Consider the following 14,714-nt stretch of genomic DNA (forward strand, 5'->3'; position numbering starts at 1 on the left):
TCCCATGATCGAGATCCGTTCTTTTCGTGATCTGCTACGCCTGTTCTTCATCTTCCGCCACGAGTTCAAACTGGCCGCCATTGCGGCACTGGTGATCATTCTGCTGGGGGCTTTCCTGCTGCCGGCCAAGTACGAATCCACGGCGCGCCTGCTGGTCAAGCCGGGGCGTGATTCGACCTTGCCCATCGAGATCAGCAACCGCCAGGCGCTGGTGATGCCCAGCACCCAGCGCGACCCGATTGTCGACGAAGAGCGCCTGCTCACCGGGCGCCCGATTGTGCGGGCGGTGGCCGAGCACTACCTGGAGGTGATCAGTAACGCACCGCCACCGGAAGGCTTCTGGAAGCGCACCAAGTACTACGTCAAGAGTGGCGTAGGTGCGGTGTTCGATGGCATCCGCGTGGTACTGGAAACTGTCGGCGTGGTGGAAAAAACCACGCCGGTGGAACGCCTGGCGGCGGGCCTGGAAAAGAACTTCGAAGTGAGCCACGCGGCCGGCTCCACGGTCATGGACATCAACTTTACCTGGGGCGACCCGGAGATAGCCCAGGCGGTGGTCAAGGATTGGGTCGAGACCTATGTCAACGAACGCACCCAGGCCCTGGGGCGCAAGAGCCTGTACGTCTTCTATGAAGGCCAGGTCGCCACCAGCGCCACCGAGATCCAGAGCTACAAGCAACAGATCCTCACGCACCTGAACCAGATCGGCGCGGCGAGCATCACCGATCGCCTGGAAGACTTGTCCGAGCGCATCAACGTGCTGCGGGGCGAAACGTTCAACACCACGCGCCTGATCGCCTCCTCCGACAGCGCCATACAGAGCACCCGCACCCAGCTCAAGAGCCAGCCCAAGGAAGTCACCACGGTGCGCCAGATCGCACTGAACCCCCAGCAGCAGGACCTGCGCCGCCTGCTGAACCAGAAGCTGCTGGAAAAGGCCGACATGATGCGCACCTACACGGACAACGCGCCGCCGGTCAAAGCCCTGGATGCGTCGATCCGCGCAATGCAGGCCCATGTCGCGAGTGAAAGCAACACCGTGCAAAGCTCGGAAAACCGCGCGCCCAATACCCTGGAAATCCACTTGCAGCGAGTACTGCTGGATGAGTCGAGCAACAACCTCGCGCTGCGTACCCAACTGACTCAACAACAGAAACAACTGGCCAACCTCGAAGCCCAGCGCAAGCAAGCCCTGGAGATCGAACCGGAACTGACACGCCTCGCCCGGGAGCTGGGCGCCGCCGAACGCAACTACGCGTTGTATGTGGACAACCTGGAGAAATCACGCATCGACCGTGAACTGGATAACAGCCAGATCAGCAACATCGCGGTGATCGAAGAGGCCACCCTGAACCCCGGCCGCATCTTCCCCAAAACCCTGGTGATGCTGGTGCTGGCGGTCCCATTCGCCGTCGTCGTCGGCCTGCTGGTGATTTACCTGTGCTACCTGCTCGACCAGCGCATCCACGATGGCGGCCTGGCGGAACGCAAGTTCGGCCTGCCGCTGTGGACCACCTTGCCCGAGCTGGACACCAGCACCGCCCAAAGCACCAACGCGTTCAATGCGAGCATCTACCGGCTGTACGGGTTGCTGCAGTTGGAGCGCATCGCCGAGCAGGGCCTGACCCTGGGGCTGACCTCGGCACGTCACGGCGAAGGGGTGACCTTTGTGGTGGAACAACTGCGTCAGTTGCTGCAGGAAAACGGTATCAACGTGCGTGTGGGCGGCGCCGAACCAGCGGCGCCAGGTGAAGTGGTGCTGCTGGACGCCTCGGCGCTGCTGGATAACCGCGATGCGTTTATCAACCTGCGTCGGGCCGACCTGATCGGGCTGGTGGTGGAAGCGCAGAAGAGCACGGTGCCGGTGGTGGAGCACGCGCTGTCGATCCTCAACACCGCGTTCGGCAAGGTCGACGGCATCATCATCAACCGGCGCAAATTCGAAGTGCCGGCCAAGGTGCTGAAAACCATCGCCAAGTACCGAGGGGCATTCTGATGCGCGTCGCCCTGCTCGCCCCGTTGCCGCCGGAGAAAAATGGCATCGCCGACTACGCGAACCATTTCCGCAGGGCACTGGAACAACTGGAGGTGACGGTGCTGACGCCGTTGGCCGGGGTGGCGGGCAACAGCGATGCGATCAAACAGGCCATCGGTGGGTTCGACTGGCACAGCGTGGACCTGGTCCACGCCGAGCTGGGCGGCGGACGGCTGGGGGAGTTCCTGGCCCTGCGCGAATTGCGCAAGGCCTACCCGGCACTGCCCTTGACCGCCACGGTGCATGATCCGGAACGCATCGTCTGGCGGCGTGAGCGCTTGCCATTCCCGTTGAACCTGCTGGAGCGCTTGCCCAGCCCGATGCCACAGGCCGCAGTGGTGCTGGCCGATCCGCTGACCTTGCGTGAAGAGCGCCAGGTCGCCGCCGGCTTGACCCGCTTGATCACCCTCACCCGCCTGGGCGCCGAGTGCCTGGGCCAACGCATGCAACTGCCGGCGGGGAAAGTCGCGGTGATCAACCATGCCAATCTGGCGATTGCATCGGCGCCGTTACCGCCCCTGGATACGCTGCGCCTGCTGTACTTCGGGTTTATCTACCGGGGTAAAGGCATCGAAGACCTGTTAGAGGCCCTGGCCGGCGTATTCAAGCAGGCCCCCGAATTGCGTGAGCGTGTGCGCCTGACCCTGGTCGGTGGCACCGCCGCCGAAATGGCGTTTGGCGCAGGCGGCAACTACCTGGAGCAGTTGAACCGCCAGATCGCCGAACTCGGCCTGGCGGATGCCATCGACTGGCAGCTGAACCTGCCGGCCGACGAGATTGCCCAGACCATCCAGGCCCACCATGTGATGGTACTGCCCTATCGCGAATCGAAAAAACTCGGCCTGCTCGGGCGCCAACGCGGGACCAGTGGCGCGCTGTCCTGGGCTGCCGCCTGCGGGCGTGGGGCGATTACCTCCGACGCTCGCGCGTTTGCCGAGGAAGTCGCCAGCGGCAACGGTGCCCTCTACCCCGAAGGCGATGTGGATGCCCTCAGCGCGCAACTGCTGCGCCTGGCGCGCACGCCGCTGCTGGCCCGGGACTGGGCCGAACGCGCCGGCGAAATCGGCCGCGAGCGCTTATGGCCGTTGACCGCGCAAAAGTTCAAGGCACTGTTTGAGCAAGCCATCGAGGGCAGCCACCATGGCGCGTAAACGCACCTACGTCGCCACCCTGGTTGTGGTCGCCGCCCTGGGCCTGACCGCGTTTTTGTGGGGGCGCCAGGCCGATGCCGAGAGCCATGTGCTCAAGGGCAACAAAACCGTGGTGTGGAAGGATTTCCTCGGGGTGAACGCGCAGTTCCTGTGGTTCGCCCCTGAGCGCTATCAGAAGCAGATCGACCGTCTCAAGGCGCTGGGCCTGGAGTGGGTACGCCTGGATTTGCATTGGGACCAGCTGGAGCCGGTCGAAGGGCAGTACCAGGTTGCGACGCTGGATCAGTTGGTGGGCAAACTACAGGACAACCAGCTCAAGTCGGTGTTCTACCTGGTCGGGTCGGCGCCGTTCGCCACCACTGCGCCGGTGGGGGCGCCGTATCAGGACCAGTACCCGCCAAAAGATCCTAACGTGTTCGCCAACCGCATGGCGCTGTTGGCCCAGCGCTACCCCAGTGTTGACGCCTGGCAGGTGTGGAACGAACCGAACCTGCTGGGCTTCTGGCGCCCGGTGGCCGACCCGGCCGGCTACGCCGCACTGCTGACCACCACCGCCGGCGCGTTGCGCGCAATGAACCCGAGCAAACCGGTGGTGGCCGCCGGCATGGCATTCTTCAGCGAAATGCCCAACGGCCAGAGCATGTTTGATGCCCTCGGCGCCCTGGGCGTGGCCAGCCTCAATACCGTCGTCTCGTACCACCCCTATACCCAATTGCCCGAAGGCAACGACCCGGCCAACCTGGACTTTATCGCCAGGACCACCGCGCTCAACCAGGCCCTGCGCAACGGCGGCGTGCAGACCCTGTGGAGCACCGAGTGGGGCTGGTCGACCTACACCGGCCCCAAAGACGCCCAGGACATCATCACCCCACAGGCCCAGGCCGATTACGTGGTGCGCCGCCTGGCGCTGATGAGTGCGCTGGATTACGACCGGATCTTCCTGTTTACCCTCAGCGACCTGGACCAGCGCGCCAGTGTGCGGGACCAGTCTTACGGCTTGCTCGACATCGACGCCAACCCCAAGCCGGTCTACACCGCGCTGAAAAATTTCCTCGACGTCAGCGGTCCGACGCTCACCCCCGGCGATCCGCCCAGCGCCGACCAGTTGCCCGACGGCCTGTTCAGCATCGGCTGGACCCGCGCCGACGGGCGCAAGCTATGGTTCTTCTGGGCGGCCGAGGGCGGCAACGCACACCTGCCCAACCTGGCCAGCGCCACCCTGTATGACTCGCTGCGCGGTACGCAAACCCCGGTGAGCGGCACCCACGGGCTGACCGTCAGGGTCAAGCCGAACCTGCAAATTCTGTTATGGGAGTGAGGCCCGCCATGCGCATTTTATGGATCCTGCCCTACTCGCCCTGGCCCGCCACCAGCGGCGGCAAGACCCGCCAGTTCCACCTGCTGCGCAGCCTGGCGGCGCGGGGGCATCGGATCACCTTGCTGCTGCATGACAAGCATCCGGTGTCCCCTGCCGACCGCCAGGTGCTGGAAGCGTTTGTCGAACAGTTGATCATCCTGCCGCGCCGCCCGTTGCGCAGCCTCAAGACCCTGGTGGCGGGGCTGTTTGCCCCCTACCCGCTGCTGGCCAGCGTGAATGGGCTGGCGGGCGAGTTGCAGGACACCTTCAACTGGTTGCTGGGTGAACAGTGGGACGTGGTGCAGATCGAGCACAGCTACAGTTTCCAGCCTTACGAGGATGCGCTGGCGCGTAAATCACAGCCCTTTGTGCTGACCGAACACAATGTGGAATCGGCCCTGGGCGCGGCCACCTACGACCGCTTGCCGCGTTGGTCGCTGCCGTTCATTCGCTACGATCAATGGCGCTATGCCCGCTGGGAACGCCGGGTGATGCGCCAGGCCGCGCAGGTGGTGGCGGTCACTCAAAGCGATGCGCACACCCTGGAGAAAATCGCCGGAAAACCCGTGCCGGTGGTGGTCAATGGCGTGGACTGCGATCACTTCGCCGCCGCCCATCCCGACCCGTCGACACGCCGCGTGCTGTTCCTCGGCAACTATGAATACGCGCCGAACGTGGACGCCATCGAATGGGCCCTGGATGAAATCCTGCCCAAGGTCTGGGCGCGCTGTGCGGATGCGCGCATGAGCGTGTGCGGCTTCGGCATGCCCGGCAGCTGGCGCGAGCGCTGGAAAGACCCGCGTATCGAGTGGCAAGGCTTCGTACCCGACCTGCTGGACCTGCAATCGAGCTGTTCGGTGTTCCTGGCCCCGTTGCGCCACGGCGGCGGCTCCAAGCTCAAGGTGCTCGAAGCCCTGGCCGCCGGCCTGCCGCTGGCCAGCACCGAACAAGGCGTGTCGGGGCTGGACCTGGTGGAAGGCCTCGACTACCTCGGTGGGCAAAGCGCCGACGACCTGGCCGATGCCGTGGTGCGCCTGCTGCAATGCCCTGAAGCCGCCGCGCCCATGGGTGAGGCGGGCCGCGCCTACGTACGCCGCGCCCATGACTGGAGCGTCGCCGCCAGCCAATTGGAGCAGGTGTACGCCACCCTCGTGCCGCTGAGCCAGAGGGAGCCCGCATGCGTATAGGCCTGGATTACCGCACCGTCGGCACCTCGCCGCAATCGGGCATCAGCCGCCAGGTGTATGCACTGGAAAGCGCCCTGCACACCTTGCCGGGCATTGAGCTTGAACGGTTTACCGTGGCGCCACTGGGCGATGAAACGCGCCTGCAGGCCCACTGCCCGGCGTGGGGCTGTGCCAAGACCGCCATGCACCAGCCGCAGAATCGTCTGCGCTTTGAGTCCGGTTTTCTGCCGCGTGCCTTGCGCGAGGAGCGTATCGACCTGTACATCAGCACCTTCAACATGGGCCTGCCGTTGCCGCCCAAGCCGAAGGGTTTGCGCACGGTGGTGCTGCTGCATGACCTGTTCCAGATCACCCTGGACAACTACCATGCCAACCGCTTGAAGGCGCTGATCTACAAGACCAGCGATCGCCTGTCGATTACCTACGCGGTGCACAGCGCCGACCGCGTGTGGACGCCGTCGCAATACAGCGCCGATGAAACCGCACGGCTGTTTCCCAAGGCGGTGGGCAAGATTCGTGTGCTGCCCAATCAGGTCGATGGCTTTGCCGGGCTGGTGGCGGACCTGAGCCGGCATCAATTGCCCGAGCGCTACTGGCTGCTGGTGGGCACCCGCGAGTTGCGCAAGAACGTGCCGTTTTTGGTGGACGCCTGGCAGCAGGCGCGGCGCCAATCCCCTTCGGTGCCGGAGTTGGTGCTGGTGGGCAGTTTGGAACACTTGCCCGAAGCCCAGCGCACATTGCCGGGGATTCGCGCCCTGAGTGGCGTGTCGGACGCCGAGTTGCAGGGGCTGTACCGCCAGGCGTCACGCCTGTGGCAGCCGTCCTATGCCGAAGGCTTTGGCCTGCCGGTGATCGAGGCCCTGAGCGTCGGTACGCCGGTGGCGGTGGCCAGCGGCACTTCGCTGGATGAAATCACCCCGCCGTCGGCCCCGCGGTTTTCGCCCACCGATGGCCCGGCGCTGGTGCAATTGATGCTCAGCCTGGGCGCGCGGCCGGATGAAGACTGCGCCGAGCAACGGCGCCTGTGGGCGCAACGTTTCAACCATCATGCTTATCGCCAACGCCTGGCCGAACTGATCGAGGAACTTCAGTGAGAGTGAACCTGGCAAGCCTCGTCGCGATCCTCTTCGGCCTGCTGTTTGGCGCCCTCGCCCTGTTGCTGTCGCCGGCCAAGGCGTTCCTGGCCGTGGTCGGCCTGGCGGGGGCGGTGACCATTCTGCGCTTTCCGTTGTGGGGGCTGTTGCTGTTCGCCATGATCGCCACGTTCATGCCGTACTCGACTATCAACCTGGGGATCCGCAGCACCGTCAGCGAAGCGATCCTGGCCCTGACCTGGGGCGCGGTGCTGTGGCACAACTTCCTGGCCCGCCTGCCCGATACGCCCAGCCTGACCCGCCGCCCCACCGACCAGATGCTGCTGTGGCTGATGCTGTTCAGCGTGTTCCCGTTTATCGTCGGCCAGGTCACCGTCCACGCCGACAGCAGCGGCGTGGCCAACTGGCTGCGCTGGTTGCTGAGCCTGTCGGCGGTGTTCCTCTGCGCCAGATTGCTGGTGGACCGCAAGCAGCGTGAATCCTTGGTGATCGCCCTGTTGCTGGGCAGCCTGGCGATGCTGGTGCTGTCGATTGCGGTGTTCGTGCGCACGCGCTCCGGGGCCGGCATTGCGCCGATTCTGGCGTTGTTCAACTACGGCAACTTCGACATGTTGAAATTCGGCCTGGAGGCCATGTCTTCGCGCATGGGTTCGCCGTGGATGCACCCGAATGCCATCGGCGGGATCATGGCATTGCTGCTGCCCCTGGCCTTCTGCTTCGGCGTGACCGAACAGGGCTGGAAACGTGCGCTGGGCCTGGGCGTCGCCTGCCTGGGCGCGGCGGCGTTACTGTTGGCCAGCAGCCGTGGCGCGATGGTCAGCCTGGCGTTGGTGCTGGTGTGGATGGCTACGCGCCGCGTGCCCTACACCGGGCGCCTGCTGATGATCGGCGCGGCGCTTACCGTGGCACTGGTAATGGCCTACCCACCGTTGCAGGAACGTCTGGCGACGATTTTCTCGTCGGACAACGCCAGTACCGAAGTGCGGTTCGACGAGTACCGCATGTTCCCGCAGGCGGTGGTGTCTTATCCGTTCGGGATCGGCTTCAAGGTTGACCCGCCGGTACCGGGCACCCACCTGTTGGGGATCTCCAACCTGTGGCTGAACTTCATCTACAAGACCGGCATCGTCGGCATGCTGTTCTTTGTGGCGGTGACCGTGCGCTGGTGGCGTGAGGCGCGTCCGCAAAAAGGCCCGATCCGCCTGACCAAGGACAATGCCCTGTGGCTGGGCACCACCGGCGGGATTCTGTCGGCGCTGGTCAGCGGCCTGTTCGACCACTACTTCAGTTTTGCGGTGGTGATGGTGGCGTTGTTCTGGCTGATGGTGGGCATCAATGTGCTGGAGGCGCGGCGGTTGTTTCCAGCGCGGCTGCCGCAGGTGAAGACCGTGGCCTACCGCAAACACCTGCCTGATGGGGCACGGCCCTGATGCTCGGCTCCGCCGCCTGGCTGACCCTGGCGACCCTGGTGGGCCTGTGCCTGGGATTTGCCCGTGAATGGTTGCTGGTGGCGGCCTGGGGCGCCGGAGAGCGCAGCGATGCCTTCCTGATCGCGCTGTTTTTGCCGGAAGCGCTGCGCATGTCGTTGGCCGGCGGTGTGCTGAGCGCCGCCGCGCTGCCGTTGTACCTGCAACGCAAGCATGGCGAACGCCTGGAGTGGCTGGCGGTGCTGTTCCCGGCGTTGCTGCTGATCGCGCTGGTCATGAGCCTGCTGCTGACGCTGTTGGCACCGTGGCTGGTGCAAGTGCTCGGCCCGGGGTTGGCCGACACCGCCACAGTCTTGGCCAGCAGCAACCTGCAGATCCTCGCCTGGTGTGTGCCGGGCTTGATGTTGCATGGGCTGTTCAGCATTCCCTTGCAGGCCGGTGAACGTTTTGTCCTCGCGGGGCTGGGCTCGTTGCTGTTCAACCTGCCGCCGGTGACGTACCTCGCCCTCGCCGGCACCACCAGCCAACCGCACGCGCTGGCCCTGGCCTGCCTGGCCGGCAGCCTGTTGATGCCGCTGGCGCTGTTGCCGTCGGTGTGGCGCCAAGGCTGGCGGCCATGGCGCTGGCAACTGAGCGTCGCACCCTTGCGGGAGCTGGGCCAGCGCATCGGACCGCTGTTGCTGAGCAATGGCGCCAGCCAGGGGTTGGCGCTGATCGAGCGGCTGGTGGCATCGCTGCTGGGCGAAGGCGCGGTGACCTGGGTCAACCTGGCGCGCAAGCTGATGAACCTGCCGCTGATTGCACTGATGAGTCTCAACCAGGTACTGCTGGGCATGATGAGCCGCCGTCAGGGCGATGAGCGCCTGGCCCTGCTCAAGCGCGGCCTGGAAACCGCCAGCGTGTTGACCCTGCCTGCCGGTGTCGGCCTGGTGGCGGCAGCCCCGAGCCTGGTGGCATTGCTGCTGCCCAGGCAATCGGCGGATTCGCCGTTGCCGCTGCTGCTGGCCTGGTTTGCCGTGCCGTTGGTGTTCGGCGCCTGGAACGCCTTGCTCGCGCGCTATGCCTACGCCGCCGGCGATACGCGCGAGCCGCTGCGCTGCGAGTTGCTCGGCAGCCTGGTCAACGTGGTGTTGCTGGGAGCGCTGCCCTGGGTGTTCGGCCTGGCCGGTATCCCCTTGGCCGCACTGGCCGGCGTGCTCTGCACCGCACTGTTGCTGATGCAGCGCCAGGCCTTGCTCGACGCCGTGCCCTGGGCCCGGCACTGGCTGCTCAGTGCACTGCTGATGGGGCTGGCGGCGCTGATGCTGTTTGGTATTGAGGGCGTGTGGCTGCAACTGGGGCTGAGCACCCTGGCCGGCGCCGTGGTGCTGCTCGGCATGGGGCTGTGGCTCAAGCCGTGGCGCAAGGCATGAATGATCGATCGGGAGCACTCAGGTGAAAAATCGCTGGATTCAAATGGATATCGCCAAGGGCATCGGCATCCTGGTGATCGTGTACGCCCACAGTTGGTTTGTCGCCACGTCGCCGGACTTGATGTACCCGATCCTGGCGTCGTTCGTACTGCCGTTGTTCTTCTTTCTGTCGGGGGTGTTTTTCAAACCTGAACAGCCGTTTGTCGAGATGGCGGTGCGTAAGGCCGACGGCCTGCTCAAGCCGTTTTTCTTCACCATGCTGGTGTATGTGATCGTGCGCGATGTGCTGCGCGGCCAACCGCTGCTGCCGGATATCGGCGGCGTGCTGTACGCCTCGGTGGACACCATCCCGTGGCAGGCGCTGTGGTTTTTGCCGCACTTCTGGGTGGCGATCCTGTTCAGTTGGGCGGTACTGCGGCTGATCCAGCGCCTGCCGCTGGCGGTGAGTTGCGCAGTGATGCTGGTGCCGCTGCTGATCGGCATCTGGATGCTGCCGTGGTTCTGGCAACTGCCGGTGACTCTCGGCGGGCAAATCTGGGTGCTGCCCGGCCTGCCCTTCAGCCTGGATATCACCCTGATCAGCAGCGCGTGTTTCGTCTACGGCTACCTGCTGCGCGGCTGGCTGCGTACCCATGCGGGCTCCCTGCTGACCCTGCTGGTGTCGGTGGCGCTGTTCGCGGCGGTGTTCCTCTACCGGGGCGACACCATGGACCTGGCGCAGCGTCGCTACGACCACTGGCTGTGGACCAGCCTGCTGGCGGTGATTGGGGTGTACCTGTGCTGGGCGTTGGCGCGGGTGCTGATGGCGTCGGCCCTGATCACCCGGGTCATGACCTACATCGGCCAGTCGACCCTGATCCTGCTGATCTTCCATGGGGAGATCCAGCACAAGACATTCGACTTGATGGAGCGTCTGGGGCTGCACGCGTTTGTCGCGGCCTGTATCGGCTTTGTGGTGGCGGTGGTGGTGCCGTTGTTGATCGGGGAAGTGATCAAGCGGGTGGCGTTCCTGCGGTTTTTCTACTTTCCATTTCCGCTGCGCAAGGCTGCCAGATAACGGTAGGAGCGAGCGTGCTCCTACCGGGTATCGGGTTCAGTCATCCAGTTGTTGCGCGGCGGGCTTGCCGGCGTGTTTCGCCGGCTTGGCGCCCTTGGCAGGAGCCGGTGCAACGGGCTCGGGTTCCGGGGCGGCGGCGGTTTCTTTCTCGGCCATCGGCATCTGGTCGATGGCGCTGAAAAACTCTTTCAAGTCGAGGCTATCCGGCGGCACGGTCTTCTCGACTTTCTTCTCGCCATCCTTGCCCACCAGGATCACTTTGGTGCCGCTGCCGGCGCCCAGTTTGAGGGCGCGGATCAGCGCATTGGTCTCAGGCGGCGTGAGCTTCTTGTTGTCCTTGGGGTCCTTGGCGAACTTCTCCCCTTCGGCACCGATGCTGCCGAACTTCACGGTGTAGAACACCATGCTGCGCTCTTCAAAGGACTGCTTGGTGGCAGGCTCGTCCAGTTGTTTCTTGAGGGTCGCCAGTGTGTCGTTGCCGGAATCAAGCTCCACCACCACCAGTGGCCGGGCTTTGCCCAGGTCCTGCTTGAGCGGGTTGATATCATCAGCAGCCAACAGCGGCCCCGTAAAAGCCATCAAGGTAGCCAGGGTCAGCGACCGGATGAGCATGCGCACCTCCTTTGAATTCCATGCAGGGTTCTTGAGTTTCATGTCTGCGACAGTCAAATTCAAGGATGATTCCTACACCGCGTTCAGAAAGCGTAGGCCAGGACGCCCGCTCCGCAAGGACTTGGCGGCGACATGCGGCATTGTTTCCTTTGATTGCACAAACATTACGAGACCTTCCAGCCCGGCCAATGGCGGGCAAAGACAGGTGCCACGATCGGGTCGGCATCCACCTGCGCCAGGGTCTGGGCAAAGCCTGGCGCCAAGGCAGTCAAGGCCTCACGCGCCTCATCCCAGCGCGACACCGCCGCCGCCATGATGCCCAACGCATTCGGTGCGCCGTCGGGCGCGAACAGTTGGCCGGCAAACTGTTCGGCAAACACCACCCAGGCCTGGTGCAGATAGCGGCGCGTGCCCGTGGCCAATTGCGCCAGCACCGCCTCATCGGCGTTGCCCAGCCAGCGTTGCGGGTAGTCGATGATGCCGATCGCCGAATAACAATTGGCCGCGATGTACACCAGGCCGCGGATGATCTGGTCACGGTCGCCGCCCAGCAGATGCGCATCGGGAAACGCCAGGCCCAGGTGGATCAGGATCGCGGCACTTTCCGTCAGCACCTGTCCATCGGGGGTGACCAGGGTGGGCACCTGTTTGAGCGGGTTGATACGGGCAAGCTCGTCGCTGCCCTCGCCGTCGGCCCAGGAGGCGGCGTCCACCCGTCGCCAGGGTACCGCGCAACGGTGCAGGGCGATTTCGATCATGCAGGAGCCGGACTCGTCGATGCCATAGAGTGTGTACATAGCCTTTCCTCCATTGGATGAATCAAGAATTTTAGAACAGGCCCATTTGCCCGCCGACCAGGGTGCTGAAATCGTCACTCACGAACGGCAGGATGGCATCTGCGACCGGTTGCAATTGCCGGGTGACGTAGTGGTCGTAATCAATCGGCGCCTGGCGTACTTCCAGCGGTTCGGGGCCGTTGACGCTGATCACATAGCGGATCCAGCCGCCGCGCTGGTACTGGCGCGGGCGCCCCAGGCGGTCGTTGTATTCATCGGCCAGGCGCGCCGCGCGTACATGGGGCGGCACGTTGCGCTCGTAGTCGTCCAATTGGCGGCGCAGACGCTTGCGGTAGATCAGCAGTTCATCGAACTCGCCGCTCAGGGTCCGGCGCACGTAGTCGCGTATGTAGTCCTGATGGGGCTGGCGGTGGAAGATGCGCTGGTAGAGTTCCTGCTGGAACCGACGGGCCAGGGGCGACCAGTCGCTGCGTACGGTCTCCAGGCCTTTGTAGATCATCTCTTCGCTGCCGTCGGCATGTACCACCAGGCCGGCGTAGCGCTTCTTGCTGCCCTCCTCCGCGCCGCGAATGGTCGGCATCAGGAAGCGGCTGAAGTGGGTTTCGTATTGCAGCTCCAGGGCGCTTTGCAGGCCGAACGCGCTGTGCAGGTGCTCACGCCACCAGGTGTTGACGTGCTTGACCAGCGCCTGGCCGATACGGCTGGCGTCGTCCTGGGAATGCGCGCTGCCGAGCCACACGAAGGTGGAGTCGGTGTCGCCGTAGATCACCTCATACCCCTGGGCTTCAACCAGTTCGCGGGTCTGGCGCATGATCTGGTGGCCGCGCATCGTGATCGAGGAAGCCAGGCGTGTATCGAAAAAGCGGCAACCGCTGGAACCGAGTACGCCGTAGAACGCATTCATGATGATTTTCAGCGCCTGGGACAGCGGCGCGTTGTGCTCACGCTTGGCCTCTTCGCGACCTTCGGAGACACGCGCAACGATGGCCGGCAGGCAGTGCCGGGTACGAGAAAAGCGTGCACCGCGAAAGCCTTCGACGGAGTCGCTGTCGTCGGGGTGCTTGAGGCCTTCGATCAGGCCCACCGGATCAATCAGGAAGCTGCGGATGATCGACGGGTAGAGGCTTTTGTAATCGAGCACCAGCACCGATTCGTAGAGGCCGGGGCGCGAGTCCATGACAAACCCGCCGGGGCTGGCCTGGGGCGGTTTGTCGCCCAGGTTCGGCGCGACGAAGCCCTGGCGGTGCATCAGCGGCATGTACAGGTGGGTAAATGCCGCTACCGAGCCGCCGTTGCGGTCGGCCGGCAACCCGGTGACGCTGGCACGCTCGAGCAGGAACTTGAGCAGCTCGGTCTTCTCGAAAATCCGTGTGACCAGCTCGCAGTCCTTGAGGTTGTAACGCGCCAGGGCGGGCTTGTCCTCGGCGAACATGCGGTTGATTTCGTCCATGCGTTGATACGGTGTGGAGATGTCCTTGCCCTCGCCGAGCAGGGTTTGCGCGACGTTTTCCAGGCTGAAGGATTCGAAGCTCCAGGTGGCCGAACGCAAGGCTTCGATACCGTCGATAATCAGGCGCCCCGCGGCCGCGGCGAAGTAATGGTTGCGACTGCCGTGTTCGCGCCAGGCCATGGGCTCATCGCCGCGACCGAGCATCAGCGGCACGTTGAGGCGCTGGGCATGTTCGTGGAGTACGCGCAGGTCGAACTGCACCACATTCCAGCCGATGATTGCATCGGGGTCATGGGTGGCGAGCCATTGGTTGAGGCATTCGAGCAGTTGGGCGCGGGTGTCGCAGTAGTCGAGCTTGAAATCCACCGCGTCCGTCTTGTTCGGCGGGCCGAGCATGTACACCTGGCGTTCGCCGCAGCCTTCGAGGGCGATGGAATAGAGGTCGCCCTGGGCGGTGGTCTCGATATCCAGGGACACCAGCTTGAGCGGCGGCCGGTAGTCGGGCGCGGGCTTCATCTGCGCATCGCACAGGGCACCGCCGGCATCCGGTGTACCCCCGAACCAGACCGGAGCGGTGATGAAACGCTCCATCATGTAGCGTTCCGGCGGGCGCACATCGGCTTCGTAGACATCGACACCGGCGGCGCGCAGGCGTTTTTCCACGTCCATCAACTGGCGGTGCTGGCGCGTGTATAGGCCCAGGACCGGGCGGTGATGGAAATCGCAGAGTTGCAGCGGGCGCAATTCGATATCGCGTTCGCCTTTGAGCAACCAATCCAGCGGCTTGCGATGGGCCTCGGGAATAAACATCACCGAGGTCTGCACGGGTAGGCGGATAAACCGTGGCCCCTGGTCTGTGGCCAGCCAGAAACTGACCTCCGTGCCCGCCGGGGTGTCGCGCCAATGCCGGGTCAGGACAAAACCCTGCTGTAAATCCACCGTACCGCACCTCTGGAATAGCTTTCAGGCGTTGATTCTACGCGGCATCTGCGCAAACGCGGCAGGTAAACGCGCACGCAGACTGCAATCTGACAAATTTGTTGCACGTCGTTAATAATAATTACTATCATCTGCGCCGGAGTCGTATTCGCGCAGTGAGGAAGCGCAACGCCTGTTGCCCCTCTTCTCACATTGA

The 14,714-nt window shown here is 64.2% G+C and carries 11 protein-coding genes; 8 read left to right on the top strand and 3 right to left on the bottom strand.

Annotation, left to right across the window (positions count from 1 at the left end):
* Positions 1–4: 4 nt before the first annotated feature.
* From FX984_RS20880 to FX984_RS20915, 8 genes are read left to right on the top strand one after another with little or no spacing between them, the layout of a single operon-like run.
* Positions 5–1,996, top strand: coding sequence for a GumC family protein (locus tag FX984_RS20880; protein WP_027603102.1), 1,992 nt, complete (start codon positions 5–7; stop codon positions 1,994–1,996).
* Positions 1,996–3,186, top strand: a complete 1,191-nt coding sequence (locus FX984_RS20885) for a glycosyltransferase (RefSeq protein ID WP_146478324.1) — start codon at positions 1,996–1,998, stop codon at positions 3,184–3,186. Before FX984_RS20880 ends, FX984_RS20885 begins: the two co-directional genes overlap by 1 nt.
* Positions 3,176–4,504 (top strand): cellulase family glycosylhydrolase, encoded by a 1,329-nt coding sequence (locus FX984_RS20890; protein WP_146478325.1) that lies wholly within the window; start codon positions 3,176–3,178, stop codon positions 4,502–4,504. Before FX984_RS20885 ends, FX984_RS20890 begins: the two co-directional genes overlap by 11 nt.
* Before the next feature lie 8 nt (positions 4,505–4,512).
* Positions 4,513–5,730, top strand: a complete 1,218-nt coding sequence (locus FX984_RS20895; RefSeq protein WP_108574799.1) for a glycosyltransferase family 4 protein — start codon at positions 4,513–4,515, stop codon at positions 5,728–5,730.
* Complete coding sequence (locus tag FX984_RS20900) at positions 5,721–6,824, top strand: glycosyltransferase family 4 protein (protein ID WP_098479967.1); 1,104 nt, start codon at positions 5,721–5,723, stop codon at positions 6,822–6,824. The genes FX984_RS20895 and FX984_RS20900 overlap by 10 nt, the downstream gene beginning before the upstream one ends.
* A 2-nt stretch (positions 6,825–6,826) precedes the next feature.
* Positions 6,827–8,254: an O-antigen ligase family protein gene (locus FX984_RS20905; protein ID WP_027603097.1), complete on the top strand. Its 1,428-nt coding sequence runs from the start codon at positions 6,827–6,829 to the stop codon at positions 8,252–8,254.
* Entirely contained in the window at positions 8,254–9,663 is a 1,410-nt protein-coding gene (locus FX984_RS20910; protein ID WP_146478326.1) for a lipid II flippase MurJ, read from the top strand. Before FX984_RS20905 ends, FX984_RS20910 begins: the two co-directional genes overlap by 1 nt.
* Positions 9,664–9,685: 22 nt before the next feature.
* Positions 9,686–10,720, top strand: a complete 1,035-nt coding sequence (locus tag FX984_RS20915) for an acyltransferase family protein (protein ID WP_146478327.1) — start codon at positions 9,686–9,688, stop codon at positions 10,718–10,720.
* A 36-nt stretch (positions 10,721–10,756) separates the two neighbouring features.
* On the opposite strand, the gene FX984_RS20920 is transcribed toward FX984_RS20915, so the two are convergent.
* The 3 genes from FX984_RS20920 to FX984_RS20930 form a co-directional block, all read right to left on the bottom strand.
* Positions 10,757–11,332 (bottom strand): DUF4174 domain-containing protein, encoded by a 576-nt coding sequence (locus FX984_RS20920; RefSeq protein ID WP_027603094.1) that lies wholly within the window; start codon positions 11,330–11,332, stop codon positions 10,757–10,759.
* 164 nt (positions 11,333–11,496) lie between these two features.
* Positions 11,497–12,129 (bottom strand): glutathione S-transferase N-terminal domain-containing protein, encoded by a 633-nt coding sequence (locus FX984_RS20925; RefSeq protein WP_092359571.1) that lies wholly within the window; start codon positions 12,127–12,129, stop codon positions 11,497–11,499.
* 31 nt (positions 12,130–12,160) lie between these two features.
* Complete coding sequence (locus FX984_RS20930) at positions 12,161–14,518, bottom strand: DNA polymerase II (protein WP_092359568.1); 2,358 nt, start codon at positions 14,516–14,518, stop codon at positions 12,161–12,163.
* Between the last annotated feature and the right edge of the window lie 196 nt (positions 14,519–14,714).

The organism is Pseudomonas marginalis (assembly GCF_008692035.1).
Classification (GTDB): Bacteria; Pseudomonadota; Gammaproteobacteria; order Pseudomonadales; family Pseudomonadaceae; genus Aquipseudomonas; species Aquipseudomonas marginalis.